This is a genomic window from Streptomyces sp. NPDC048197 (assembly GCF_043202395.1).
GTDB lineage: Bacteria > Actinomycetota > Actinomycetes > Streptomycetales > Streptomycetaceae > Streptomyces > Streptomyces siderophoricus.
In genome coordinates, this window is record NZ_JBIDAJ010000037.1 from 23,760 (window position 1) to 48,210 (window position 24,451).

24 protein-coding genes and 1 tRNA gene are annotated in these 24,451 nt (G+C 73.8%); 13 read left to right on the forward strand and 12 right to left on the reverse strand.

Going from position 1 to position 24,451, the window contains the following annotated elements:
• Window positions 1–150 precede the first annotated feature (150 nt).
• The 4 genes from ACGF4C_RS32780 to ACGF4C_RS32795 form a co-directional block, all read right to left on the reverse strand.
• Complete coding sequence (locus ACGF4C_RS32780; RefSeq protein WP_393571251.1) at window positions 151–516, reverse strand: DUF202 domain-containing protein; 366 nt, start codon at window positions 514–516, stop codon at window positions 151–153.
• 3 nt (window positions 517–519) lie between these two features.
• Window positions 520–930: a YidH family protein gene (locus tag ACGF4C_RS32785; protein WP_393571253.1), complete on the reverse strand. Its 411-nt coding sequence runs from the start codon at window positions 928–930 to the stop codon at window positions 520–522.
• A 31-nt stretch (window positions 931–961) separates the two neighbouring features.
• A complete protein-coding gene (locus ACGF4C_RS32790) occupies window positions 962–1,495 on the reverse strand; it encodes an NUDIX hydrolase (protein ID WP_393571255.1) in 534 nt (177 codons plus the stop codon).
• Window positions 1,496–2,281: 786 nt separating this feature from the next.
• Window positions 2,282–3,175 carry a DMT family transporter gene (locus ACGF4C_RS32795; RefSeq protein WP_201809964.1) on the reverse strand — a complete coding sequence of 298 codons (894 nt, stop codon included), beginning with the start codon at window positions 3,173–3,175 and terminating at the stop codon, window positions 2,282–2,284.
• A gap of 219 nt (window positions 3,176–3,394) precedes the next feature.
• Here ACGF4C_RS32795 and ACGF4C_RS32800 point away from each other — a divergent pair, with 219 nt between their 5' ends.
• The 6 genes from ACGF4C_RS32800 (at window position 3,395) to ACGF4C_RS32825 (ending at window position 9,762) form a co-directional block, all read left to right on the forward strand.
• A complete protein-coding gene (locus ACGF4C_RS32800) occupies window positions 3,395–5,050 on the forward strand; it encodes an FAD-binding dehydrogenase (protein ID WP_393571257.1) in 1,656 nt (551 codons plus the stop codon).
• A 214-nt stretch (window positions 5,051–5,264) separates the two neighbouring features.
• A complete protein-coding gene (locus tag ACGF4C_RS32805) occupies window positions 5,265–6,257 on the forward strand; it encodes a hypothetical protein (RefSeq protein ID WP_393571259.1) in 993 nt (330 codons plus the stop codon).
• A gap of 76 nt (window positions 6,258–6,333) precedes the next feature.
• A complete protein-coding gene (locus tag ACGF4C_RS32810) occupies window positions 6,334–7,086 on the forward strand; it encodes a molybdopterin-dependent oxidoreductase (RefSeq protein ID WP_030416229.1) in 753 nt (250 codons plus the stop codon).
• Window positions 7,070–7,732, forward strand: a complete 663-nt coding sequence (locus tag ACGF4C_RS32815; RefSeq protein ID WP_393571261.1) for a cytochrome b/b6 domain-containing protein — start codon at window positions 7,070–7,072, stop codon at window positions 7,730–7,732. The genes ACGF4C_RS32810 and ACGF4C_RS32815 overlap by 17 nt, the downstream gene beginning before the upstream one ends.
• A gap of 72 nt (window positions 7,733–7,804) precedes the next feature.
• A complete protein-coding gene (locus tag ACGF4C_RS32820; protein ID WP_393571263.1) occupies window positions 7,805–8,458 on the forward strand; it encodes a winged helix-turn-helix domain-containing protein in 654 nt (217 codons plus the stop codon).
• Window positions 8,455–9,762 carry an MFS transporter gene (locus ACGF4C_RS32825; RefSeq protein WP_393571265.1) on the forward strand — a complete coding sequence of 436 codons (1,308 nt, stop codon included), beginning with the start codon at window positions 8,455–8,457 and terminating at the stop codon, window positions 9,760–9,762. The genes ACGF4C_RS32820 and ACGF4C_RS32825 overlap by 4 nt, the downstream gene beginning before the upstream one ends.
• Before the next feature lie 80 nt (window positions 9,763–9,842).
• On the opposite strand, the gene ACGF4C_RS32830 is transcribed toward ACGF4C_RS32825, so the two are convergent.
• The 3 genes from ACGF4C_RS32830 to ACGF4C_RS32840 all read right to left on the reverse strand — a co-directional run bounded on the left by ACGF4C_RS32830 (window position 9,843) and on the right by ACGF4C_RS32840 (window position 12,304).
• On the reverse strand, window positions 9,843–10,967 hold the full coding sequence (locus ACGF4C_RS32830) for a sensor histidine kinase (RefSeq protein WP_393571267.1): 1,125 nt from the start codon (window positions 10,965–10,967) through the stop codon (window positions 9,843–9,845).
• Window positions 10,964–11,758: a response regulator transcription factor gene (locus tag ACGF4C_RS32835; protein ID WP_393571269.1), complete on the reverse strand. Its 795-nt coding sequence runs from the start codon at window positions 11,756–11,758 to the stop codon at window positions 10,964–10,966. Before ACGF4C_RS32835 ends, ACGF4C_RS32830 begins: the two co-directional genes overlap by 4 nt.
• A 138-nt stretch (window positions 11,759–11,896) precedes the next feature.
• Window positions 11,897–12,304, reverse strand: coding sequence for a hypothetical protein (locus ACGF4C_RS32840; protein ID WP_030416235.1), 408 nt, complete (start codon window positions 12,302–12,304; stop codon window positions 11,897–11,899).
• Between the two features lie 119 nt (window positions 12,305–12,423).
• Here ACGF4C_RS32840 and ACGF4C_RS32845 point away from each other — a divergent pair, with 119 nt between their 5' ends.
• The 3 genes from ACGF4C_RS32845 to ACGF4C_RS32855 all read left to right on the forward strand — a co-directional run bounded on the left by ACGF4C_RS32845 (window position 12,424) and on the right by ACGF4C_RS32855 (window position 17,890).
• The gene (locus ACGF4C_RS32845; protein WP_393571272.1) at window positions 12,424–13,866 is read left to right on the forward strand and encodes a cytochrome P450; all 1,443 of its coding nucleotides are present in this window, start codon (window positions 12,424–12,426) and stop codon (window positions 13,864–13,866) included.
• A 305-nt stretch (window positions 13,867–14,171) separates the two neighbouring features.
• Window positions 14,172–15,803 (forward strand): ABC-F family ATP-binding cassette domain-containing protein, encoded by a 1,632-nt coding sequence (locus tag ACGF4C_RS32850; RefSeq protein WP_393571274.1) that lies wholly within the window; start codon window positions 14,172–14,174, stop codon window positions 15,801–15,803.
• 113 nt (window positions 15,804–15,916) lie between these two features.
• The gene (locus ACGF4C_RS32855; RefSeq protein ID WP_393571276.1) at window positions 15,917–17,890 is read left to right on the forward strand and encodes a HEAT repeat domain-containing protein; all 1,974 of its coding nucleotides are present in this window, start codon (window positions 15,917–15,919) and stop codon (window positions 17,888–17,890) included.
• On the opposite strand, the gene ACGF4C_RS32860 is transcribed toward ACGF4C_RS32855, so the two are convergent.
• The 4 genes from ACGF4C_RS32860 to ACGF4C_RS32875 all read right to left on the reverse strand — a co-directional run bounded on the left by ACGF4C_RS32860 (window position 17,887) and on the right by ACGF4C_RS32875 (window position 20,290).
• The gene (locus ACGF4C_RS32860) at window positions 17,887–18,342 is read right to left on the reverse strand and encodes an NUDIX domain-containing protein (RefSeq protein ID WP_393571278.1); all 456 of its coding nucleotides are present in this window, start codon (window positions 18,340–18,342) and stop codon (window positions 17,887–17,889) included. The genes ACGF4C_RS32855 and ACGF4C_RS32860 overlap by 4 nt on opposite strands.
• Before the next feature lie 37 nt (window positions 18,343–18,379).
• Entirely contained in the window at window positions 18,380–19,054 is a 675-nt protein-coding gene (locus ACGF4C_RS32865; RefSeq protein WP_393571280.1) for an HAD family hydrolase, read from the reverse strand.
• Between the two features lie 87 nt (window positions 19,055–19,141).
• A complete protein-coding gene (locus ACGF4C_RS32870; RefSeq protein WP_393571282.1) occupies window positions 19,142–20,110 on the reverse strand; it encodes a pseudouridine synthase in 969 nt (322 codons plus the stop codon).
• Between the two features lie 95 nt (window positions 20,111–20,205).
• Window positions 20,206–20,290, reverse strand: a tRNA-Leu gene (locus ACGF4C_RS32875).
• Window positions 20,291–20,521: 231 nt separating this feature from the next.
• Between ACGF4C_RS32875 and ACGF4C_RS32880 the strand changes: the two genes are divergently transcribed.
• The 3 genes from ACGF4C_RS32880 (at window position 20,522) to ACGF4C_RS32890 (ending at window position 23,375) form a co-directional block, all read left to right on the forward strand.
• Window positions 20,522–21,847, forward strand: coding sequence for a M20/M25/M40 family metallo-hydrolase (locus ACGF4C_RS32880; RefSeq protein ID WP_030801914.1), 1,326 nt, complete (start codon window positions 20,522–20,524; stop codon window positions 21,845–21,847).
• Between the two features lie 182 nt (window positions 21,848–22,029).
• Window positions 22,030–22,263 (forward strand): chaplin, encoded by a 234-nt coding sequence (locus ACGF4C_RS32885; RefSeq protein ID WP_393571285.1) that lies wholly within the window; start codon window positions 22,030–22,032, stop codon window positions 22,261–22,263.
• Between the two features lie 185 nt (window positions 22,264–22,448).
• Window positions 22,449–23,375: a chaplin gene (locus tag ACGF4C_RS32890; protein ID WP_393571287.1), complete on the forward strand. Its 927-nt coding sequence runs from the start codon at window positions 22,449–22,451 to the stop codon at window positions 23,373–23,375.
• A 133-nt stretch (window positions 23,376–23,508) separates the two neighbouring features.
• On the opposite strand, the gene ACGF4C_RS32895 is transcribed toward ACGF4C_RS32890, so the two are convergent.
• Entirely contained in the window at window positions 23,509–23,697 is a 189-nt protein-coding gene (locus tag ACGF4C_RS32895) for a DUF5703 family protein (RefSeq protein ID WP_030416245.1), read from the reverse strand.
• A 47-nt stretch (window positions 23,698–23,744) separates the two neighbouring features.
• Here ACGF4C_RS32895 and ACGF4C_RS32900 point away from each other — a divergent pair, with 47 nt between their 5' ends.
• The gene (locus ACGF4C_RS32900) at window positions 23,745–24,419 is read left to right on the forward strand and encodes a hypothetical protein (RefSeq protein WP_362146646.1); all 675 of its coding nucleotides are present in this window, start codon (window positions 23,745–23,747) and stop codon (window positions 24,417–24,419) included.
• The last annotated feature ends 32 nt before the right edge of the window (window positions 24,420–24,451 follow it).

Consider the following 24,451-nt stretch of genomic DNA (forward strand, 5'->3'; position numbering starts at 1 on the left):
TGCCCCGTCAGTGTCCACCCGCCTACGGGGAGTTCGGGTGCGCTCCGCCGCCGCGGGACCGGGCCACGGTACCCCCGCCACCGGCCCGGACGGGAAACCGCCGCCGGGGCTCCTCCCGTGCGCCCCTCCGCTCCTCCCTCTGGAACGGGGTCACCCCTGCAGCAGAATCACCGCGCCGCACAGCGCCAGCGCGAGGGTGCAGCCGATCAGCAGCAGCGCGGTCCGCGGCGGCAGCCCCGGCGGCCGGCCGCCCGCCATGGCCCGCATCCTGCGGTGCGCGAGGACGACGAAGCCGAGCCACACCAGGCCGGTCAGCGCCGCCTCCGCCGCGACCGCCACCCCGCGCTCGGCGTTCCGCAGCAGCTGCCGGCCGGCCAGCAGCGCCACCACGGTGGCGGACAGCGTGGTCCGCCGCCAGGCCAGCCGGGTCCGCTCCGGCTGCAGCCCCGGATCCCGGTCCGACGCCGGCCGGGGCCCCGGCCCGGCTCCGCCCGCCACCGGGCGCTCCCTCGCCATCGCCTAGTTCGTCCGGCCCAGCAGGACCAGCACGACCACGGCCGCCGCGAGCAGCCCGACGGCCAGCGCCAGCGCAGCGGGGAAGCGGGACACCGGTAGGTCCTCGCCGCGCCGCATCGCCCGCTCGCAGCGCACCCAGTGGTTGACCGCCCGCAACGCGCACAGCCCTCCGCCCACCAGCAGCACGACGGTGAAGCTCACCCGCAGCGTGCCGTGCAGCCGGGGCAGGAACTGGTCCACCGCGAATCCGCCGCCGATCAGCGCCAGCCCGGTCCGCAACCAGGCCAGGAACGTCCGCTCGTTGGCCAGCGAGAACCGGTAGTCGGGGGTCGTGCCCTCCTCGCGGACGCGCGCGGGCGCGAACCAGAGCCGTACCGCCTCGCCGGCCGCCCGCAGCCCGCCGCCGCGGCTCATCGCCGCAACCCGCCCGGCCGCCCCGCCCGCATCAGCACTCCCCCCGCTCCCGCCGGGCGAGCAGCTGCCGGTACGCGGCCATCCCGTCCGGCGTCCACGGCCACACGTCCAGCCGCGCGATCAGCTCCTCCTCGGTCAGGAACGCGTACCAGTCGATCTCCGCCTCCTGCGGGGCGACCGGCAGCGTGCACCGCACCTGGTACACCGCCGACCACCAGGTGTGCTCGGCCGTCTCGTACAGGAACTTGAACAGCGGCTCCGGCTGCGCCAGCCCCCGCACCCCCAGCTCCTCCTCGGCCTCACGCAGCGCCGCCCGGTCGTAGCTCTCCCCGGCGCCGACCACACCACCCACGAACATGTCGTAGTGCGCCGGGAAGACCAGCTTGTTCGGCGTACGGCGGTGCACGAAGATCCGGTCCTCCGCGTCCCGCACCAGCACGAAGGAGCAACGGGTACGCATCCGCCGCGCATAACTCTCGCCGCGCGGCGCCTGCCCCACGACCTGATCGTTCTCGTCGACGACATCAAGGACTTCATCGACGTTGAGCGGTTCCTCATAGGCCATGTAGGCATTCTCCCCACGTACCTGGCTGTCCCGCCGCGGGGCGCTGCGCTTTGCGGCGCCTCCCACGTACTTGGCTGGCCCGCCGCGGGGGTTGCTCGCCGTTGCGCTTTGCGGCGCCCCCGTACGTAGTTGTCTGCGGCGCCGCGGGGCGTCTCGCCGTTGCGCCTGCGGCGGGCTGGGTGGGTGTCGGGTGCGGTGACGGACCTCCGGGGCCGGTGTTTGGGACTGCTGTCGCTTTACGTCCCAAACACCGGCCCCTCCGGCCCGTCCCCTCCCGTGGGGGGAGTGGGAAGAGGGCGGTGGGGGTGGGCGTTGGGGGTATAAGGGGGTCTGCGGACCCGTAGGGGTGGGTCGAACAGATCCCGTAAGGGTCGCGAGGCCCCCCTGCGGGGCCACAACCGGACACGCCGGGAGAGCTATTCCCGCTCACTGGCGACACCAGGTGTACGCGCCACAACGCACGCCCCCACTCACCCGCACACTCCCCCAACGGGAGGGGACGGGCCGGAGGGGCCTTGTTCGTGGACGTAAAGCGTCAGCAGTCCACGAACAAGGCCCCGGAGGCCCGTCACCGCACCCAAAAACACCCAGCCCGCCGCAGGCGCAACGGCGAACAACACCCGCGGCGGGACAGACAGGTACATACGCGGCGCCGCAAAGCGCAACCGTGAGGCACCACCACGGCGCTGCAGCCGAGTACGTGGGCGGCGCCGCAAAGAGCAACGGCAAGCCCCGCGGCGGGACAGACAGGTACGTGGGCGGCGCCGCTGGTACGTGGGGAGAAGCTCAACGCGGCTGCATTTCGCGGACGTCCTCCGGACGGCCCGCGCCCGGTGGCATCGCCGGGTGGGTGCCGATGAGGACGATGCCCGCGACCACGGCCGCGATGCCGGCGACCTCCCAGGCCAGTGCGCCGGGGGTGACCCGCAGCTGGTCGCCGAGGAAACCGACTCCGCACAGGATCCCGGCCAGCGGCTGGGCGGCGGTCAGTGCGGGCAGGGACAGCCGCAGCGGCGCCGACTCGAAGGCGCTCTGCACCATCACCAGCGCCAGCACCCCGAGCACCACGATCGCGTACGGCTGCCAGCTGATGAGCAGGGCCGACCAGCCGCCCTGGCCGAAGTGCTCGCCGCTGATCCGGGTCAGCGCGTCCTGCAGGCCGTATATCAAGCCGGCCGCCACGCCCAGCAGTGCGGCCTCCAGGCTCACGTGCACCCGCTCCCGTTTGGCCACCGCCGCCAGCGTCAGGGCGATGCCCAGCACCACGCCCATGATCAGCCACTGCCACAGATGGTCGGTGCTGCGCTGTCCGCCCCGTGGCCGGCCGGCCACGATGAACGCGGTGACGCCGCCGGCCAGCAGCCACAGGCCGGCCCAGCCGGTGCGGCCCAGCCGCTGTCTGGTCAGCCGTCGGGACAGGGCCATCGCGAAGAGCAGATTGGTCGCGAGCAAGGGCTCCACCAGAGTGATGTCGCCCATTCCCAGCGCCACCGCCCCCAGTGCCATGCCCACCACCATCAGGCCGATACCGGCCACCCACAGGGGCATCCGCACGAGGTCGAGCAGCAGGCGGAGGGAGAGGTAGTCCTTCATCGGGGCGTGCTGTGCGGCGGCTTGCTGGAGTACGAAGCCGAGTCCCAGACAGCAGGCCGCTCCAAGGGCGAGCAGTATCACCGTCACGTCGCACCTCTATCGCGCGGGGCGGGGGATGCGCCTGAGGATAGCCATCCGGCGGCAGGTGAGGGGTGGCCCTGGTCACCCCCCATTCTCCCGCGCGCCTTCCTCTACTGCGCGGTAACGGACGGTTGACGCGGCAGTCGGGTGCGCTGAGGATCGTTCCACCCGGGTGGCCCGGGGCGGCCGGGACGCCCGGCGGGCCCCGGCGAGGAGAGGCTGCTGATGGCGTACGACGCTGATGTGATCGTGATCGGAGCGGGTTTGGCGGGGCTGGCGGCCACCGCGGAACTGGTGGACGCGGGACGCAAGGTGATCCTGCTCGACCAGGAGCCCGAGCAGTCCCTCGGCGGGCAGGCCCACTGGTCCTTCGGCGGTCTCTTCCTCGTCGATTCACCCGAACAGCGCCGGCTGCGGATCCGCGACAGCCACGCCCTGGCGTGGCAGGACTGGCTCGGCACGGCCGGATTCGACCGTCCGGAGGACCACTGGCCGCGCGCCTGGGCCGAGGCGTACGTCGATTTCGCGGCCGGCGAGAAGCGGTCCTGGCTGCACCGGCAGGGCGTACGGTTCTTCCCCGTCGTGGGCTGGGCCGAGCGGGGTGGCTACGCCGCGACCGGGCACGGCAACTCCGTCCCGCGCTTCCACATCACCTGGGGCACCGGGCCCGGGCTGGTCGCGCCGTTCGCGCGCCGGGTGCGGGCCGGGGCCGCGCGCGGCCTGGTGGACCTCCGCTTCCGGCACCGGGTCACCTCTCTCACCCGGAGCGCCGGCAGCGTGGACACGGTCGGCGGCGAGGTCCTGGCGCCCTCCGACGTCCCGCGCGGCAGGCCCAGCAGCCGGGAGGTGACCGGTGCGTTCGAGCTGAGGGCGCAGGCCGTGATCGTCACCTCCGGCGGGATCGGCGGCAACCACGAGCTGGTGCGCGCCAACTGGCCCGAGCGCCTGGGCACCCCGCCGGAGCGGATGCTGTCCGGTGTGCCCGCACACGTCGACGGCAGGATGCTGGGCATCGCCGAGGCGGCCGGCGGGCGGATCATCAACCGCGACCGGATGTGGCACTACACCGAGGGCATCGAGAACTGGGACCCGATCTGGCCGCTGCACGGCATCCGGATCCTCTCCGGCCCCTCCCCGCTGTGGCTGGACGCCCGCGGCCGGCGGCTGCCGGTGCCGCTGTTCCCGGGCTTCGACACCCTCGGCACCCTCGAACACATCATGCGCACCGGCCACGACCACACCTGGTTCGTGCTCACCCGGAAGATCATCGAGAAGGAGTTCACCCTCTCCGGCTCCGAGCAGAACCCCGATCTGACCGGCAAGAGCGTCCGTGACGTGCTGGGCCGGGCCAGGGCCGGCGCGCCGGGGCCGGTGCAGGCGTTCATGGACCGGGGCACGGACTTCATCGTCGAGCGCTCGCTGCCCGATCTCGTACGGCGGATGAACGCGCTCACCGAGGAGCCGCTGATCGACGAGGCCGCGCTGCGCGGTGAGATCGTGGCCCGGGACCGGGAGATCGCCAACTCCTTCACCAAGGACCTCCAGGTGACGGCGATGCGCGGGGCCCGCAAGTACCTCGGTGACCGGCTGATCCGCACCGCGGCCCCGCACCGGCTGCTCGATCCCAAGGCCGGCCCGCTGATCGCCGTCCGGCTGAGCATCCTCACCCGCAAGACGCTCGGCGGGCTGGAGACCGACCTCTCCTCGCGGGTGCTGACCGACGGCGGGGCGCCCCTGCCGGGTGTCTATGCGGCGGGCGAGGCGGCCGGCTTCGGGGGCGGCGGGGTGCACGGTTACCGCTCGCTGGAGGGCACTTTCCTGGGCGGCTGCCTGTTCTCCGGCCGTACGGCGGGCCGGGCGGCCGCCCGGGCGGTGGCCTGACGGCGTGGGGGCCGCGGAAAGATGCTGGCGGATCCAGCCATTCCTCTTTCCGCCTTGACGGGGAGCTCTGCGTACCGCTTTGCTGTGCGTGATGACTGGTGCGGACCAGACCGTCACCCTCTGCACAGGCGCGCGCAGAACCGGCCCCGCCCACCAAGGACGACAGGTGCGGCGCACGACCGGCGCGGCGCGCCATGGAGCCCGCTGACCCGTGATGTCGATTTCCCCCTCGCCGCCCCTCGCACCCCCGGCCCCCGGCCCCACCGGCCGGGCAGTCGGCCCGGCCCCCGGCCCCGCGCTGGACGACGCCGAACTGGCCGTCGCCGCCGACGCCCTGGCGCTCGGCCAGTGGGCCCGGGTGCGCACCCTGCTCGCCGGGACCGGCACCGACTGGGACCGCCGGGGCCACCGATTAACGGTGCTGGCCGGCGTCCCGGGCAGTGCCGCCTGGGCCGGTGACTGGCAGCTCGCCGAACCGGACAGCGGGGACGCGGCCACCCTCCTCGCCGTCGCCACCGTCCGGCGGGCGCTGCGCGGCGGGACCAGCAGCGGTGCCGCCGCCGCGGCCTGTGCGGCCGCCGCCCGGCTGCTGCCCGACGACCCCACGCCCTGGCTCGGCGCGCTGATCCTGGCCCGCCGCACCGGCACCGAGGACGCCCGCGCCCACGCCTTCAGCCAGATACGGGCCCGGCACCCCGACCATCACCACGCCCACCACCTGATGGCCGCCTGCCTGTCCGAACAGCAGCCGCACGCCGCCGACGACCCGCGGCACCCGGCCCACGAGTTCGCCGCCCGTGCCGCCGCCCGCGCCCCCGCGGACTCCCCGCTCGCCCTGCTCCCCGTCGTCGCCCACACCGAGCGCTACCGCGTACGGGCCGCCGCCGGCCTGGAGCCGCCCGACCCGGCGGAGTCCGGCCACTGGCGCACCCGGCACGCGCACCGGCTCCGGCAGGCCGCCTTCGACTGGTGGCTGGAATGGGAGGGCGAGGACCACCCCCGCGGCAAGGTCGACCTCAACTTCCTGGCCCACGCCACCTTCCACGAGGGACGGATGGCCGAGGCCGCCACCCTCTTCGCGCGCATCGGCCGCCACCGGACCTGCACCCCCTGGTCGTACGCGGGCCGCGACCCCGACCGCGCCTTCCGGGCCGCCCGGGCCGCCGCACTGCGCCGGGCCCGGGGGTTCGGGCGCACCGGCCCATGACGGAAGCCCATGACGAAAGTCTGACGCCGGGGCCCGGACACTGGCCCCGGCGCCCGCGCGGTGTTCGAATCGAGGGGTGACCAAGGACGAGAATCCGGCCCGCCCGGCCGGCCACGACGACGACCGGCGCGGCACGCCCGTCGGCCGCCGCGTGGTGCTCGGGATGCTCGCGGCCGGCGCCGCCGGCGTCGCCGCGGCCCCCTACCTCCAGCGCGCCTACGACGAGACCCTCGGCGCCGCCGCGCAGAACGACCCCACCGGTCTGTCCGGTCTGCTGCCCGCCGGCGGCGGCTTCCGCTACTACTCGGTGACCGGTTCCGTCCCGGACAAGGACGAGCACAGCTACCGCCTCACCGTCGACGGCCTGGTGCGCCACCGCGCGAGCTACCGCCTCGCCGATCTGCGCGCCCTGCCGCAGACCCGGCTGGTCCGCGACGTCCAGTGCGTGACCGGCTGGCGGGTGCCCCGCACCCCGTTCGAGGGCGTGCGCCTGGCCACCCTCCTCGATGCCGCCGGGGTCCGCCCCGAGGCCAAGGCCGTCCGCTTCACCTGCTTCGACGGCGCCTACAGCGAATCCCTCACCCTCGAACAGGCCCGCCGCCACGACGTGCTGGTCGCCCTGCGGATGCAGGACCGGCCGCTCGGCCACGACCACGGCGGGCCGGTGCGCCTCTACGTCGCACCCATGTACTTCTACAAGTCGGCGAAGTGGCTCTCCGGGATCACCGTCACCGACCACGTCCAGCCCGGATACTGGGAGCAGCTCGGATATGACGTCGATGCCTGGGTCGGCCGGTCGAACGGACGGGACGATGTCCCCACAACCTGAGACCGCCGCCGGCCCGGCCCAGGGCCGCCCCCGTGTCCCGCGCTTCACCCGCGCCGAACACCGGGTGCACCGGGCCACCGCCGCCCTGATGGCCGTCTGCGTGGCCACCGCGGCCTGCCTCTACCTCCCGTTCCTCGCCCAACTCGTCGGCCGCCGCGCCCTGATGGTCACCCTCCACGAGTGGTCCGGCATCCTGCTACCGGTCCCGCTGCTGCTCGGTCTGGCCTCCCGTGCGCTGCGCGCCGACCTCAGCCGCCTCAACCGCTTCGGCCCGCACGACCGGCGCTGGCTGCGGGCCGTTCTGCGCCGCCGGGGAGGCCGTCCGGCCGGGAAGTTCAACGCAGGCCAGAAGCTGTACGCGGCCTGGCTCGCCGGCGCGGTCCTGGTGATGACCGGCACCGGCCTGCTGATGTGGTTCACGCACCTGGCGCCGCTGGTCTGGCGTACCGGCGCCACGTTCGTCCACGACTGGCTCGCCCTCAGCCTCCTCATCGTGATCGGCGGCCACCTCTGGATGGCGTACCGGGACCCCGAGTCGAGGGTGGGGCTGCGCACCGGGTCGGTCGACGCGGCATGGGCCCGGCGCGAACACCCGTTGTGGACGCCGGAGGACGGCAAGGGGGGCAAGGGGGGCGGCGGGGAGTAGGAAAACCCTCTGCAGAGAATTCTCTGCAGAGAACACTGTGCAGAGGACTCTCTGCAAGGCTATGCTCAGGTCATGCCTGACGAACCCTCAACACCGCCTGCGCAGCCGTCCGGTGCCCTTCCCGAGCGCCGGATGGACGCCCGCAGCCTGCGCGGCCTGGCGCACCCGCTGCGGATGCGCATCCTGGACCTGCTGACCCTCGACGGTCCGGACACCGCGACCGGGGTGGCCCGGCAGCTCGGTGAGAACACCGGCACCGTCAGCTGGCACCTGCGCCACCTCGCCGACCACGGTTTCATCGAGGAGGACACCGGCCGGGGCACCAAGCGCGAACGCTGGTGGCGGGCGGCCCGGGTCTCGCACCGCCTCGACACCACCGAATTCCGCGACGATCCGGCCACCCGCGGCGCCTTGTCGGTCTACCTCCACGAGTTCGTCCAGCGGGACTTCCACCAGGTCACGACCTACCTCACCGAGGACTGGGAGCCCGAGTGGCACAACGCCGGCACCCTCTCCCGCTGGCAGGACCTGCGGATGACGGCCGGGCAACTGCAGGCGCTCAACGCCGAGTTGGCCGAGGTCGTCGCAAGACACCGGGCGGCGGCGCTGGACGCGAACCGCAACCCGTCCGCGGTGGACGGCGAGGCGACCCGGCCGGTCCTCGTCCAGCTGCAGTCCTTCCCCCGGAAGGAGAGCGCGGACGCGGACGGGGGCGGCGACCGATGAGCGGACTGCTCCTCCGGCACCGCGACTTCCGGCTGCTGTGGTGCGGTGAGACGGCCGGGAAGTTCGGGGCCGCGGTCACCAACGTGGCCATGCCGCTCGTCGCGGTGTCCACCCTGCACGCCTCCACCTTCGCGGTCGGACTGCTCGCCGCCGCCGGCTGGCTGCCCTGGCTGCTGATCGGCCTCCCGGTCGGCGTATGGGTGGACCGGGTGCGCCGTCGCCCCCTGATGCTCGCCTCCGCCGCGCTGTCCCTGGCGCTCTTCGCCGCCGTCCCCGTCCTCGCCCGGTACGGCAGGCTCGGCCTGGGAGCGCTGCTCGCGGTGGCCCTGCTGACCGGCGGCGCCGCGGTGGTCTTCCAGACCGCGTACAGCGCCTACCTCCCCACCCTCCTCGACCCCGCCGACCAGGCCGAGGGCAACGCCAAGCTGCACGGCAGCGCCTCCGCCGCGCAGATCGTCGGACAGGGCGCCGCCGGCCTCCTCGCCCAACTGGCCGGCGCGGTCAACGGCTTGCTGGCCAACGCCGGCACGTTCCTCATCTCCCTGCTGTGCCTGCTCGGCATCCGGCACCGCGAAGCCCGCCCGGCGGAGCGGAACGACGGCCGCGCAGCGCGCTCCCTGCCCGCCGAGATAGCCGAGGGCGTGCGGCTGGTCACCGGCGATGTGTGGTTCCGCACGCTGACGCTCTTCGGTGCCCTCTCCAACCTCGCCCTGATGGCCTATCAGTCCCTGGTCGCCGTCTTCCTGGTACGCGAGGTCGGCCTCCCGTCCGGAGCCGTCGGCGGACTGCTCGCACTGGCCAGTACGGGCGGGATAGCGGGCGCGTTCCTGGTGCGCCGCACCGCCGCCCGGCTCGGCACCGCCCGCGCCATGCTGCTGTACGAACTCGGCCTGCCCAGCGCCGCGTTGCTCATCCCGCTGACCACCCAGGGCGCCGGCACGCTGCTCTACGTCGCGGGCAGCTTCGGGGTCAGCGCGGGCGTGGTGGGCGGCAACATCCTCAAGGTGGGCTTCCAGCAGCGGTACTGCCCGCCGTCCCTGCTCGGCCGGCTGGTGGCCAGCAGCGCCTTCCTCAACTACGGGACGCTGCCGCTGGGTGCCCTGCTCGGCGGTGCGCTCGGCTCCGCCCTCGGCGTCCGCACCGCCCTGTGGATCACGACCGCCGGTGTGCCGCTCGCGGCCCTGACCCTGGTCCTCTCGCCGGTCCGCACCGTCCGGGACTTCCCGGAGCGCCGTCCGGACGACGCGCACCACGCCACCGGTCCCGGCCCGGAGGAACGGGACGGGGCGGCGGCCCGCAGCTGAGCCGGTACGCGATCGCCGGGCCCCTAGGGCGCTTCTGACGGATCTCCGCGGCGTCGCCACGGATATCCGTCAGAAGCGCCCTAAGCCCCCGCCCCCGGCAGCGCCACCTCGAAGCGGCAGCCCGCGCCGGCGTTCCGTACCGTCGCCCGGCCGCCGTGGGCCTCCACGATGCCGCGGACGATCGCCAGCCCGAGCCCCGCACCGGCCTGGCCGTCCGCACGCGGGGTGCGGGCGGAGCCGCCGCGCCAGCCGGTGTCGAAGACCCGGGCCAGGTCCTCCGGCGGAATACCGCCGCAGCCGTCCTCGACGGCCAGGACCACCCGGTCCGCCTCCTGCCGGGCGCTGACCGCGACGGTTCCCTCGGCCGGCGTCGCCCGGATCGCGTTGACCAGCAGATTGCCCAGGACCCGGGTGATCTGCTGGGCGTCCACCCGCACCGGCAGCGGCGCCACCCCGCCGTCCACCAGCCGCACCCCGCCCGCCCGCGCCAGCGGCCGGGCCCCGGTCAGCGCGTCGTCCACCAGGTCGTACACCGACACCCGCGACAGGGTCAGGGCCAGCGCCCCGGCCTGGATCCGGGACAGTTCGAAGAGGTCGTCGACCATGGCGGACAGCCGTTCCACCTCGGTCCGGATCCGGGAGTGATAGCGCGCGGGGTCCTCGGCGACCCCGTCCTCCAGCGCCTCGGCCATCGCCCGCAGCCCGGCGAGCGGGGTCCGCAGATCGTGCGAGATGCCCGCGATCAGCTCGCGGCGGGAGCCGTCCAGCGCCCGCTCGCGCTCCCGGGCCTCCGCAAGTCGCGCGCTGGTCTCCTCCAACGCCCCGGACAGCGCGGCGAGTTCGGCCGTCGGCGGCTCGTCCGGCGCGACGAAGCCGCCCTCGCTGCCGACCGTACGCGCCGACCGCGCCAGCTCCCGGCTGCCCGCCGCGATCCGCCGGCCGAAGAGCAGCGCGGCCGCCAGCGACACCACCCCGGACACCGCCACCACGGCCATCACCACGCCCAGGTCGTGCCCCGACAGGAACATCGCCTGGGCGACCGCCACCGTGCCCGCGGCCATCGCGGCCACCGCCAGCGCCGCCACCGCGAACAGCGACAGCACCACCGAACGGCGCCGCAGCGCCCGTACCGCGGGCGCGGCGAGCAGCCCCACCAGCGCCGCGCCGAGCGCCGCCAGCGCCACGATGACCAGGAAGTCCGTCATGGCAGACACCCCTCGGCCGGCTCTCCCGGCCCGGGGGAACCCGGCGCCGGATCGAAGCGGTAGCCCGCGCCCCACACCGTCGTCACCAGCCGGGGCGCCGCCGGATCCGACTCGACCTTCTCGCGCAGCCGCCGCACATGGACGGTCACCGTCGACAGATCGCCGAACTCCCAGCCCCACACCCGGTGCAGCAGCTCCTCCCGGGAGAAGACCCGGCCCGGGTGGCGCATCAGGAAGACCAGCAGGTCGAACTCGCGGGCGGTGAGGGCCAGTTCGCGTCCGGCGCGGTCGGCCCGCCGGCCCTCGGGATCGGCGGTCAGGTCCCCGGCCCGCAGGACGGGCGCGGGCGCCGCGGCCGGCGGCGGGGACTCCGCGCGCCGCAGCACGGAGCCGATCCGCAGCACCAGCTCGCGCGGGCTGAACGGCTTGGTCACATAGTCGTCGGCGCCCAGCTCCAGCCCGAGGATGCGGTCCGCCTCCTCGCCGCGCGCGGTCAGCATCACCACCGGGACCGCCGGCCCGTCGTGGGCGCTGCGCAGCCGGCGGCACACCTCCAGGCCGTCGAGGCCGGGCAGCATCAGGTCCAGGACGACCAGATGCGGCCGGAAGGCCGCGGCCCGGTCCAGCGCGGCGAACCCGTCGGCGGCGTGCTCGGTGGCGTATCCGGCGCGGGAGAGATAGCCGGTGACGACCTCGGCGACGGTCGGATCGTCCTCGACGACCAGGACGCGCCGGGGCGGCCCGGACGCGGGGGCGGGCGGGGGAGCGGCGGGCGGCGGTTCGCGGTGCACGGTCAGCGGGCCCTTCCCGGGAGAGACCTCATGGCCCCAGCCAACACCACCGGGCGGCGCGGCGCGCGGCCCGGCCCGCGGCCGTAAGACTCCGGTAACCGGCGGCAGTAGCCGGCCGTCGGGGCGGCACGCGTGCGCTCAGTCCGCCAGTCCCTCGCGCACCCGCCGCGACACCGTGATCGTGTACAGGTCCAGGACGCCCGGGGGTTCGGCGAGACCGGGGCCGCCGGCCCGGATCCAGGCGGCGATGTCCGCCAGCGCGTCGTCGTCGTTGACCAGCCCCAGCCACACCGGCCGGCCCCCTGCCGCCCGGCCGGCCGGCGAGGGCTGCACCACCACGACGTTCGCCTGGTCGCAGACGTCCAGGCAGTCCGAGGCGCGTACCGGTGCCGCGCCGTCCAGGGCGGCCCGCAGCCGGGGTATCTGACCGGTGTGGTCCACGCCCGGGATCTTGGCCGCATCGCCGCAGCAGCAGCCGCGGCAGACGGTGACCCGGCAGGACGCCGCGGCCGCGGGGGCCGGGCGCCCGGCACGCTTGTTGATCATCCGGCCCATGGTACGCGGCCCGGCCCGGCGCCGCCCCGGGCCCCTGCGCCTTCCCGCCACATTGCGGCCGGGCCCCCGCCGGGGGTAGGAACGCCCGTCGCCGGGATAGACATCCGACCATGCCCATAACCGACTCCCAGCCCGACTCGCCCTCCGGCTCCCGGCCCGCCCCGGCCGCCCTCGACGACATCCCCGGCCCGGCCGGCCTCCCCCTGCTCGGCTCGATGCTCGACCTGCGGCGCGACTCCCTGAGCACGTTCGCCAGGGCCCGGCGCGAACACGGCGACGTGGTCCGCCTGGAGGCCGGACCGCCCGGTCTGCGCAGCGTGTTCCACGCCGTCTTCGCGCCCGAGGGCGTCCAGCAGATCCTCGCCTCCCAGGCCGCCAACTTCCGCAAGGACCACCCGCTGTACGAGGAGGTCCGGCAGGCGTTCGGCAACGGCCTGCTCACCAGCCAGGACGCCGACTACCTCCGGCAACGGCGGCTGGTGCAGCCGCTGTTCACCAAGCGCCGGGTGGACGGCTACGCCTCGGCCGTGACCGGCGAGGCCGTCACCGTCGTCGACCGCTGGCGGACCGCCGAGGACGCCACCGTCGACCTGGTCCCCGAGATGAACCGGTTCGCACTGCGCACCGTCGCCCGGATCCTCTTCGGCCTGGACGCCGAGGAGGCGGTGGCCGCCATCCACCGCTGCGCCCCGGTCATCAACGCGTACGTCGTGCAGCGCGCCTACGTGCCGGTGAAGATCCCGCGGCACTGGCCGACCCCGGGCAATCTGCGGGCGCGGGCCGCCATGGACGAACTCGACGCGCTGTGCGACCGGATCATCGCCGGCCGCCGCGCGGCGACCGGTGCGGCGGACGGCCCGGACCCAGCCGGGGGCGAGGACCTGCTCTCGCTGCTGGCCGCGGCCGGCAACGCCGAGGACGGTTCGCTGGACGCCACCGAGATCCGCGAGCAGGTGCTGATCTTCCTGCTGGCCGGGCACGAGACCACCGCGATCTCCCTGGCCTTCACCCTGCACCTGCTCGCCCGCCACCCCGAGGAACAGGCCCGGGTCCGGGCGGAGATCGACCGCGTGCTGGCGGACCGGGTGCCCACCGCCGCCGACCTGGACCGGCTGCCGTACCTGACCCAGGCGCTCAAGGAATCCATGCGGCTGTACCCGGCCGCCCCGGTCGTCAGCCGGCGGGCCGTGGCGGCCACCGAGATCTGTGGCTTCCGCATCCCGGCCGGTGCGGACGTGGTCGTCGCGCCGTGGGTGACCCATCGCGACCCGGCGCTGTGGCCCGACCCGGAACGCTTCGATCCCGGCCGGTTCGCACCCGAGCGGGACGGGGAAAGGCACCGGTACGCCTGGTTCCCGTTCGGCGGCGGTCCGCGCGCCTGCATCGGGCAGCACTTCTCCATGCTGGAGTCGGTGCTCGCGCTGGCGATGCTGCTGCGCGCGTACGAACTCGACGCCGTGGACGAGGAGGTGCCGGTCGCCGCCGGCATCACCCTGCAGCCGACCGGTCCCGCCCGGGTACGGCTGCGCCCGCGCGAGGGGGCGGGGGAGTAGGGCGGGGTTCCGGGGACGCCGGCGCGCACCCTCGCTGCAAACGCAACGAAAAATGCGTTTGCTTTTTCGTGGCGTCCCCCGTACCGTCTTTCCCGGCCCCATTGCCGCCGATTGGAGAAGGCCGTTGCTCGTCTGAGGTCCTGAAGACACCGCGCGCACGCGTACGCCCTGACGTACCGCGTGGCGCCGTCCGTGACCTCGGCGTGCCGACCGGCGTACCCCGGCGCACCCGGCCCTTCGGCGTCCCCCCGCGGTGTCTCCCGCGCAGCTCCCCGCACACCTTTCCGCGCACCCAGGAGACCCGTATGTCACAGACCCCCGCATCCCGCGCCGCCTCCGCCGCCTCCCTCGCCTGCTCCGGCCTCGGCTTCAGCTGGCCCGACGGCGCTTGCGTCTTCGAGGACTTCCAGCTCACCGTCGGCCCCGGCCGCACCGGCCTGATCGGCCTCAACGGCTCGGGAAAATCAACCCTGTTGAAGCTCCTCGCGGGCGAGCTGACCCCGACCGCGGGCAGCGTCCGGACCGCCGGTGAGATCGGCTACCTCCCGCAGCACGCCCCGCTCGACACCGCGCTCCGCGTCGACCAGGCACTCGGCATCGCCGCGGCCCGCGCCGCCCTGCACGCCATCGAGAACGGCGACCCGAGCGAGGAGCACTTCACCGTCATCGGCGACGACTGGGACGTCGAGGAGCGGGCCCGCGCCACCCTCGACCAGCTCGGGCTGACCGGTATCGACCTCGACCGCACCATCGGCGAGATCTCCGGCGGGGAATCCGTCCTGCTGCGGCTGGCCGCCCTGCTGCTCGGCCGGCCGGACGTCCTGCTGCTCGACGAGCCCACCAACAACCTCGACCGGGCGGCCCGCGAGCGCCTGTACACCGCGGTGGACGGCTGGTCCGGCGTGCTCGTCGTGGTCAGCCACGACCGGGAACTCCTCGGCCGGGTCGACCGGATCGCCGACCTCCGCGGCGGCGAGGTCCACTGGTACGGCGGCAACTTCGCCGACTACGAACGCGCCCTGGCCGCCGAACAGGAGGCGGCCGAACGGATGGTGCGGGTCGCCGAGGCCGACGTCCAGCGCCAGAAACGCGAACTGTCCGACGCCCAGGTCAAGTTGGCCCGCCGGGCCCGCTACGGCAACAAGATGAACGCCAACAAGCGCGAACCCAAGATCGTCATGAACGGACGCAAGCAGGACGCCCAGGTCTCCGCCGGCAAGCACCGCATCCTGCACACCGAACGCCTCAAGGAAGCCCGGGAACGCCTCGACGAGGCCGTCGAAGCGGTCCGGGACGACGACGAGATCCGCATCGACCTGCCGCACACCGCCGTCCCGCCGGGCCGCGGCGTGCTCACCCTGCGCGAGGTGCGCACCCGCTACGGCGCCCGCGCCCACCTGGAGGTGCACGGTCCCGAACGCATCGCCCTCACCGGCCGCAACGGCTCCGGCAAGACCACCCTCCTGCGCACCCTCGCCGGCCAGATCCCACCGGAGTCCGGCACCGCGGAGGTCCACGTTCCGCACCGCTTCCTCCCCCAGCGACTGGAGGTCCTCGACCACGACCTGACCATCGTCGAGAACGTCGCCCGCTTTGCCCCGGACGCCACCAACAACCGCATCCGGGCCCGGCTCGCGCGCTTCCTCTTCAAGGGGGCCCGGGCCGACCAGCAGGCCGGCACGCTCTCCGGCGGCGAACGCTTCCGCGCCTCGCTCGCCGCGCTGATGCTGGCCGAGCCCGCCCCGCAGCTGCTGCTGCTCGACGAGCCGACCAACAACCTCGACATGGCCTCGGTCCGCCGGCTGGTCACCGCCCTGGAGTCCTACGAGGGCGCGCTCGTGGTCGTCAGCCACGACCTGACGTTCCTCCGGGAACTGGGCATCACCCGCTGGCTCGCCCTGGAGGACGGCGAACTCACCGACGTCGCACCGCTGTAGGGCCGCGGTGGAAGGCGACGGAAGGCTCGTCCCGTAAATCCGTTGCCGCCGCCCTTCCCGTGGTTCATGATCCTCCCCATGACCTACAGGAAGGGCGGCCACCGCCCCACCCGATGACCACGCGGACGCCGGGCCAGGACCCGGCCTCCACCCCGTCGACCGCCGCCGGCCCGTCGACCGGTGCCACCGCGTCGACCCCTCCCGGCCCCGACCGTCCGTCGGACCTCACCGCGGCGGTCCTCGACGGATCCGTCCTCACCCCGGGCACCCCGGCCAGAACCGCCGTCTTCGAAGCGGTCGGCGCCGACCCCGGCGGCCCGGCCACCCGCGAACTGCTCTCGCTCACCCGCCACCTCAGCCCCGCCGTACGCCGTACCGCGCTCACCCTCCTCGGCGAGCTGACGTACGGCCGTACACCCTGGCCGGCGCCGGCTCCGGCGGCCGCGGCCGCGCTCCACGACCCGGACCCGGACGTCCGCAGGGCCGCCGCCACGCTCCTCGTCCGCACCGGTGCCGCCGACCGGGCCCGTACCGCCCTCGGTGAACTCACCGACCCCGGCACCCGGATCGCCCTGGCCGACGCGCTGCTCGGCACGCCGGACGCTGCCTGCCCGCCCGGCCCGCTCCGCACCGACCCGCTCCCCGAGATCCGGCTGCTCGGCTGCCTGGAGGAGCTGGCCACCGCACCGCGCGAACGCTGGCCGGAACTGGACGCCCAGATCGTGACGGAGGTCACCGCGCTCACCGCCCACGACGCCGACCGCGGCTGCTCCATCGGCGCACGCTGGGGCCGCGCCCTCCACCGCCAGGAACGCGAACAGGACTGCTACGCCACCGTCATCCGGCTGCTGGCCGGCGAGGCGGGCGCCTACGGGCGACGGGTCGGGGTGCAGCTGGCCCACCGGGCGTTCCAGGAGTGGCGGGCCGCTCCCGGCACCCTCGCCCCGCACCTCGTCCAGCTGCTGCCCACCGCACCGCCCGGCCTGCGCGCCCTCGTCGTGCACGCCCTGTGCGCCTCCCGCACCGCCACCCGCCGGTCCGTCACCGCCCTGGCCGCCCTGCTGCCGGACCCCACGGCTCCGGCCGCGGACCCCACCGGCCCGGGCGCCGACCCCTCCGCCGCCCTCGCCTGGGACATCACCTACGCCCTCGCGACGATCGACGATCCACGCGCCGCCCCGCACGTCCACGCCCTGCTGGCCACCGGCGCCCGCCCACCCGGCATGCTCGCCGCCCTCCGAGGCGTGCTCCGCGCCGGAGCCGCCGACACCGCCCAACTGGCCGACTACGCAGGCAAGTTGCTCCGAACCGAAGGCCACGACGCGCTGTCCCTCGCCCTCGGCATCCTCGACGCCCTCGATCCGGCGGCCGCCGCTTTGTGCGTCCCCGACCTCCTCACGGCGCTGCGCGCGGCGTGCGAGGCGGCCGAGGCCCGCGGCGCCACCCTGGCCACCTGGCCGGAGCTCTCCCTCGTCGGCACGCTCGGCCGGATCGGCCCGCCTGCGGCCGCCGCGGTGCCGCTGCTCACCACGCTCACCCGCGACTCCCGCCGGCGCCCCGGCCACGGCGCACTGGCCCTGGCCCGGATCACCGGCGACCGGGCGCCCGTCGAGGCCTGTCTGCGCACCCGTCGGCCGGAGGGCCGCCGCACCGCCGACCACTCCGCCCTCTTCCGGTGGCTGCTCGACCACGGCGGCCTCGACCGCGAGCAGTCCGCGCAGCTACGTGCCGCCGTCCTCGGCCGCCCCGGCGTCATGCAGGTACGCGGCTCCCTGGTGCTGTGGCGGAACGAGGGCCCGCCCGTGGCCGCCGAACTCCTCGCCGTACTCCCGGGCTACCTCGACGACGACCTCTCCGGGCCCGTCGCGATGACCACCCTGGCCGCCATGGGCCCGCACGCCCGTCCCGTGCTCCCGCACCTGCGCGCGCTGATCGACCGACGCACCCGGCTCCCGCTGTACGCCGGTTCGGCGGACGCCGACCTGCGCGCCGACGAACAGCTCCTGGAAGCCGCCGAGCGGACGGTGGCGGCGCTCACCGGCCCCACCGGCACCACCGGCACCACTGCCCCCACGAACGAGCCCTAGCCACCCGCCTCCGCGGACGAGGCGGACCGTACGAACAACGCCAGGCTCTCCCCGCACTGCGAATGCAGCGGTGCGGGGAGGGCGTCCGGCGGGCACCACCTCAGCGCGTCGAACTTGTGCGGCTCGCCGATCGTCACCGCCTCCGGCGCCACCCGCACCGCGAAGACCACCGCGACCCAGTGCGAGTCCACCGGATCGCCGCGCAGCACATTGCGCACCCCGAGCCGCTCGATGCCGAGCGGCCGGGTGCCGTACTCCTCGTGGACCTCCCGCGCCACCGCGGCCTCGAAGGTCTCGCCGAACTCCAGCGCCCCCGCACCGCAGTCCCAGGTCCCCGGCTCGTCCCGGGCCCCGGCGCTCCGCCGCGCCAGCAGCACCCGCCCCGCACCGTCGTGGCACACGAACACGCACGACACCCCCGGCCGCCGCACCACACCGTCACCTTCTCCCACGTCGCCCCTCCTCGCTTCGTACCGGTGCCTGCCGCCGTCAGAAGTGCTGCAGCAGCTCCTGGAACGCCGACAGGTGCAGCACCTTCTTGTCGTCCGGGTCGAGCTCGTCGTGCTCCAGCACCCAGGTGTGCCGGTGCGGGATGAACACCGCGTTCAGCCCGGCCGAACGCGCCGGCAGGATGTCCGACTTGGGGGAGTTGCCGATCATCCAGGTCTCGTCCGGCACCAGGTCGTAGGCGCGCTTCAGCCGCTCGTACGTGGCGACGTCCTTCTCCGCCACGATGTGCACCCCGCGGAAGTGCCCGGTCAGCCCCGAGGCCGCCACCTTCCGCTCCTGCTCCTCGGTGTCGCCCTTGGTCAGCAACAGCAACTCGTGCCGCCGCGCCAGCTCCGCCAGCGTCTCGGCCACCCCGGGCATCAGCTCCACCCGGTCCCCGGCGAAGGCGGCCGCCCACCCGGCGATCCGCGCCGTCTCCTCGGCCGTCGCGGCCCGCCCGCGCAGTCGCGCCACGCACTCGCCCAGGCTGTGCAGGAAGACCTTGCTGCCGTACCCCAGCGTCGGGGCGTTCGCGGCCTCGATCCCGTCGAGGACCGTCCGCACCGCCACCCGGTCGAGCCCCGGCCGCACCATCCACTCCAGGAACTCGTCGATGACCCGCTCGAAGATCACGTTGTTCTCCCACAACGTGTCGTCCGCATCAAAGATCAGCATCCGGCCGGCCCTTCGTCCCAGTTCACCAACCCCCGCACCCTACGGACGCCGGGCCCCCGCCCGCACCGCAAATTCCGCCGGCGGACGTCAGCCGGCCGCGGCCCCGGGCCACGCGGCCAGCCGCAACCCGCTCTCGAACCGCCGCTCCCGCCCGTCCACCGGGTCCCGGAACGCCAGCACCTTCGCCAGCAGCTGCAACGGCGCCCCGAAGTCCTCGGCACCCGCCCCACCGGCTTCCTGGGCACCCGCCGCGCCGCCCCCGCCCGGATACAGCGGATCATGGAGGATCGGCAGCCCCAGACCGTGCATGTGCACCCGCAGCTGATGCGTCCGCCCGGTCGCCGGCAGCAGCCGGTAGCGCCCGAGCCCGCCCCGCCGCTCGACCAGCTCGATCCGGCTCTCCGCGTTCACCGCCCCGGGCACCTCCCGCGCCGTCTGCACCCCGCGCTCCTTGACGATCCGGCTGCGCACCGCCACCGGCAGCGCCACATCCGGGTCGTACGGGGCCACCGCCTCGTACTCCTTGTGCACCCGGCGCCCGCCGAACAGCCCCTGGTACGCCCCCCGGTCCTCGGGCCGTACGACGAACAGCACCAGCCCCGCCGTCAGCCGGTCCAGCCGGTGCGCGGGCTGCAGCGCCGGCAGCCCGAGCTCGCGCCGCAGCCGGGCCAGCGCGGTCTCGGTGATGTGCTGCCCGCGCGGCGTGGTGGCCAGGAAGTGCGGTTTGTCGGCGATCACGATCCGTTCGTCCCGGTGCACGATCCGCACCTCGAACGGCACCCGCACCTCCGGCGCGAAGTCCCGGTGGAACCACACGTACCGCCCCGCGACGTACGGCTCCTCCCCGCTCAGCACCCCCGCAAGGCCCACGAACCGGCCCGCGCCCAGCATCTCCACCACCCGCCCGGCCCCGATCGCCCCACCGAACCGCGCCACGAGATGGTCCCCGACCGTCCCCCACACCCCACCCGGATCGGCCGGCAGCCGCACCCGCACCGCATCGATCCCGTCCCGCTGCGGCAACGGGGCGGGCGGCACGGGGGAGCGGCGTCTCACGGGATCTCCGGGCGGGGGGAAACGGCGAAGCGAAGAACGTGGGAAAACACCGAGGCCCGCTTGGTCAGTGCCAAGCGGGCGTCGATGTTGATGAGTGTCCGAGGGGGGACTTGAACCCCCACGCCCGATAAAGGGCACTAGCACCTCAAGCTAGCGCGTCTGCCATTCCGCCACCCGGACCAGGTGTCTGCCGGTGCGGCCTGGGCCGTTCCGACGTGGAAAACAATAGCAAACGTTCGGGGGTGGTCGATCACCCGTACATTCCGCCGGGTGCGGGCCTGTGACCAGCGGATGTCGGGAGTATTGCGGCCTTGGGCAGAGCGCGGCCGGGGTGGAGGATGGCGGTGGACCCCCGCCGCGGACCGGGCGCCTCGGGGCGCGCGACGCGGCCGTGAACCAAGAGGAGGCAGCGTGATCGAGTCACAGCCGGCCCGTACGGTGACCGGCGAGGACGAGGTCGTCGACCTGTGCCGGGATCTGATCAGGATCGACACCAGCAACTACGGCGACCACTCGGGCCCCGGTGAGCGGGCCGCCGCCGAGTACGTCGCGGAGAAGCTCGCCGAGGTCGGCCTGGAGCCACGGATCTTCGAGTCGCACAAGGGGCGCGCGTCGACCGTCGCCCGCATCGAGGGCGAGGACCGCTCCCGGCCCGCGCTGCTCATCCACGGGCACACCGACGTCGTGCCGGCCAACGCCGCCGACTGGACCCACCACCCGTTCTCCGGGGAGATCGCGGACGGGTGCGTGTGGGGGCGCGGCGCGGTCGACATGAAGGACATGGACGCGATGACGCTGGCCGTCGTCCGGGACCGGCTGCGCACCGGCCGCAAGCCGCCGCGTGACATCGTGCTGGCGTTCCTCGCGGACGAGGAGGCGGGCGGCACCTACGGCGCGCGGTACCTCGTCGACCACCACCCGGAGCTCTTCGAGGGGGTGACCGAGGCGATCAGTGAGGTCGGCGGCTTCTCCTTCACGGTCAACGAGCAGCTGCGGCTGTACCTGATCGAGACGGCCCAGAAGGGCATGCACTGGATGAAGCTGACCGTGGACGGCTCGGCCGGCCACGGCTCGATGATCCACAAGGACAACGCGATCACCGAACTGTCCGAGGCGGTAGGGCGGTTGGGTCGGTACGAGTTCCCGGTGCGGGTGACCAAGACGCTGCGGGTCTTCCTGGACGAGCTCGGCGACGCGCTGGGCACCGAGCTCGACCCGGAGGACATGGACGGCACGCTGGCGAAGCTCGGCGGCATCGCCAAGCTGATCGGCGCCTCGCTCCGGAACACCGCCAACCCCACGCAGCTGGGCGCCGGGTACAAGGTCAACGTGATCCCGGGGCAGGCCACCGCGCACGTCGACGGGCGCTTCCTGCCGGGCTACGAGGAGGAGTTCCTGGCCGACCTGGACCGGATCCTCGGCCCGCGGGTCAAGCGCGAGGACGTGCACGCGGACAAGGCGCTGGAGACCACCTTCGACGGGGCGCTGGTCGCGGCGATGCAGTCGGCGCTGCAGGCCGAGGATCCGATCGCGCGCGCGGTGCCGTACATGCTGTCCGCCGGTACGGACGCCAAGTCGTTCGACGACCTGGGAATCCGGGGATTCGGCTTCGCGCCGCTGAAGCTGCCCCCGGAGCTGGACTTCGCCGGAATGTTCCACGGCGTGGACGAGCGGGTTCCGGTGGACGGACTGAAGTTCGGGGTGCGGGTGCTCGACCGGTTCATCGAACAGAGCTGACCCCGCTGAAACGCACGCCAAGAGGAGTCGCCGAAGCCGAAATCGGCGCGGATTTCCTGCCGTTCGCGTCGGTGTCGCCGGAAAGAGTGAACGCTTTGATGTGTTCGTAGCTTCAACGTCCTTTTCCTCGTTGCAGGGTGTGCGGTCCGCGGCTGGGACCGCATTGCCTACTAGGAGGAACAATGCTGAAGAAGATCGTCGCTGCTGCGGCGGCCACCGGTGGCCTGGTGCTCGCTGGTGCGGGCCTGGCCGCCGCCGACTCGGGTGCCCAGGGCGCTGCCGTGAACTCTCCGGGCATCGTGTCCGGCAATGTCGTCCAGGCGCCGGTGCACGTTCCGGTGAACGCCTGCGGCAACACGATCTCCGTGGTCGGCCTGCTGAACCCGACCTTCGGCAACTACTGCGTCAACAAGTGACTTTCTGACGCCGTTTGACGTTGTACCTGCACCCGTAAGGGTCAGATCCGGTTCGGCTCCGTGATGCGTGGCACGCATTCCGGGGCCTCTGGGTATTTCGGTGGGCGGGCGGATGATCCCCCGGTCTCCCCGGGGGATCGCCGCGCGCACGCATTCCTGTAAGGCACTAGGCAGGGGAACAATTTATGAGACAGGTCGCACGAAAGGGCCTGATCACCATGGCGGCGGCCGGCGGTGTACTCGCCGCGGTCGCCGGCTACGCACACGCGGATGCGGGGGCCGCCGGCGGCGCGGCGAACTCGCCCGGCGTGGGATCCGGCAACAACGTCCAAGTACCGCTGCACATCCCGGTGAACGCCTGTGGCAACACCGTCAATGTCGTCGGGCTGCTGAACCCCGCGTTCGGCAACCACTGCGCCAACGACAGCCACGGCCACCACACCGGTCACCCGGGCGGTCCGCACCAAGGGGGCCACCACCACGGTGGGCATCCGGGCGGGGGTGGCCACCACGGTGGCGCCAACGCCGCGGGCGGCACCGCGAACTCACCCGGTGTGGGTTCCGGCAACAACGTCCAGGCGCCGGTCGACGTCCCGGTCAACGCCTGCGGCAACAGCGTTTCGGTGGTCGGTCTGCTGAACCCGGTCTTCGGCAACGACTGCGCCAACGACGCGCCGGTACCGGGCCGTCCGCACCAGCCGGGCCAGCCCCACCAGCCCGGCCACCCGCAGCACCCGGGACATCCGCACCACCCCGGGAAGCCGCACCACCCCGGGAAGCCGCACCACCCGGGGAAGCCGCACCACCCCGGCACCGGCGACAACTCGGGGCACCACCCGCACCACCCGCACCACCCGGGGAAGCCGCACCAGCCGGAGCAGCAGCACCCGGGGAAGCCGCAGCACCCGGGTCAGCCCCAGCACCCGGCCACCCCGCAGGGGCACACCCCGGTGCAGCCGCAGACCGCGCCGCACAGCCAGGTCGTGCCGGCTCCCCGCCAGCAGCTCGCGGAGACCGGCGCCGGCACGGCCGGCTACGCGATTCCGGCCGCCGCCGGGATGCTGCTCGGGGGCGCGGTGCTGTACCGCAAGGCGCGTGCCGTCCGCCGGTGAACGGCGGCGCCCACGCGGCGATCATGCGACGGTCGGCGCTGTGTGACGAGCGGTAGCTGAGCGCGCATGAGCGCACCGAGGAGCGGGCCCTGCCGAGGCGGGGCCCGCTCTGCTGCTCACGCGCCGGTGGTGATCACCACGTGGCGCGGAGCTGTCGGATGATCCGGCGGCGCAGCCGCACCTTGCGGCTGCCGTCCGGATTCAGCCGCAGACGGTCCAACTCCCAGTGTCCGTACTCGGCATGGTCGGTCAGCAAGCGTGTGGTGGCCTTCCGGGAAACGCCCCGTGGCACGTACACATCGCAGAATTCGTATTCCGGCATCGCATCTATTGTGCGGGACCGGCCCCGGTACGGATAGCGTCTGCACTATGTCTGATGCTGCGCAGCCTTCCGCTGCCGAGGTACGTGCCGCCGCCGAGGCGGTCAAAGCCGCGCTGGACCGTCACCTCGACGCGGTCGAACGCCGCTCGGGGCAGGACGATCCGGCTGTCTACGCCGCGTTCGACGAGCTCGCCGCCGCGGCCGAGGTGTACGACGAGCTGCTCTACGACACCTACGACGAGGTCACCCCCTTCGAGATCCCCGGTAGCGACGCGCTGCCCGCGTACGCGGGCCCGGAGGATCCCAGTGCGCTCAGTGTGCTGATCCGGCGCGACTACACCGTCGCCGAACCGCAGCGGCTGCTGCACCAGGCGCAGCGCATCGCGGACCTCGATCCGGACGCCGCCGACGAGGCGGCGGGCCCCTCCGCCGACGCCGCCGCGGTCGTCGGCAGCAGCGTCCATGCGGCGCTGGGGGTGCTCTTCGGGGAGTTCGAACCCGATGAGATCGCCTCCCGGCACAAGGAGTTCGGCCTGGAGGAGGGCGACTCCACGCTGTGGGTGGCGGCCGCCGACGAACCGGCGGAACCGGGGGAGTGGCTCTCCGCGCCGTTCGACCAGGCGGACCCGCAGCGCGTGGTGTGCCGCTTCGACGTCAGCGCCGTCTTCGACGAGGAACTGGGCGACGACGACCTGCTGGAGCCGCTCGACCGCGAGAGGTGAGGGCGGAGGCGGCCGCTCCGCTCCGGGCGGCC

Coding starts and splice junctions, on each gene's coding strand:
- ACGF4C_RS32865 (WP_393571280.1), bottom strand. CDS start 19,054: ATGCTGATCTTTGATGCGGACGACACGTTGTGGGAGAACAACGTGATC.
- ACGF4C_RS32800 (WP_393571257.1), top strand. CDS start 3,395: ATGGCGTACGACGCTGATGTGATCGTGATCGGAGCGGGTTTGGCGGGG.
- ACGF4C_RS32785 (WP_393571253.1), bottom strand. CDS start 930: ATGAGCCGCGGCGGCGGGCTGCGGGCGGCCGGCGAGGCGGTACGGCTC.
- ACGF4C_RS32890 (WP_393571287.1), top strand. CDS start 22,449: ATGAGACAGGTCGCACGAAAGGGCCTGATCACCATGGCGGCGGCCGGC.
- ACGF4C_RS32900 (WP_362146646.1), top strand. CDS start 23,745: ATGTCTGATGCTGCGCAGCCTTCCGCTGCCGAGGTACGTGCCGCCGCC.
- ACGF4C_RS32830 (WP_393571267.1), bottom strand. CDS start 10,967: ATGACGGACTTCCTGGTCATCGTGGCGCTGGCGGCGCTCGGCGCGGCG.
- ACGF4C_RS32840 (WP_030416235.1), bottom strand. CDS start 12,304: ATGATCAACAAGCGTGCCGGGCGCCCGGCCCCCGCGGCCGCGGCGTCC.
- ACGF4C_RS32805 (WP_393571259.1), top strand. CDS start 5,265: ATGTCGATTTCCCCCTCGCCGCCCCTCGCACCCCCGGCCCCCGGCCCC.
- ACGF4C_RS32850 (WP_393571274.1), top strand. CDS start 14,172: ATGTCACAGACCCCCGCATCCCGCGCCGCCTCCGCCGCCTCCCTCGCC.
- ACGF4C_RS32825 (WP_393571265.1), top strand. CDS start 8,455: ATGAGCGGACTGCTCCTCCGGCACCGCGACTTCCGGCTGCTGTGGTGC.
- ACGF4C_RS32815 (WP_393571261.1), top strand. CDS start 7,070: ATGTCCCCACAACCTGAGACCGCCGCCGGCCCGGCCCAGGGCCGCCCC.
- ACGF4C_RS32895 (WP_030416245.1), bottom strand. CDS start 23,697: ATGCCGGAATACGAATTCTGCGATGTGTACGTGCCACGGGGCGTTTCC.
- ACGF4C_RS32885 (WP_393571285.1), top strand. CDS start 22,030: ATGCTGAAGAAGATCGTCGCTGCTGCGGCGGCCACCGGTGGCCTGGTG.
- ACGF4C_RS32820 (WP_393571263.1), top strand. CDS start 7,805: ATGCCTGACGAACCCTCAACACCGCCTGCGCAGCCGTCCGGTGCCCTT.
- ACGF4C_RS32780 (WP_393571251.1), bottom strand. CDS start 516: ATGGCGAGGGAGCGCCCGGTGGCGGGCGGAGCCGGGCCGGGGCCCCGG.
- ACGF4C_RS32845 (WP_393571272.1), top strand. CDS start 12,424: ATGCCCATAACCGACTCCCAGCCCGACTCGCCCTCCGGCTCCCGGCCC.
- ACGF4C_RS32790 (WP_393571255.1), bottom strand. CDS start 1,495: ATGGCCTATGAGGAACCGCTCAACGTCGATGAAGTCCTTGATGTCGTC.
- ACGF4C_RS32855 (WP_393571276.1), top strand. CDS start 15,917: ATGACCACGCGGACGCCGGGCCAGGACCCGGCCTCCACCCCGTCGACC.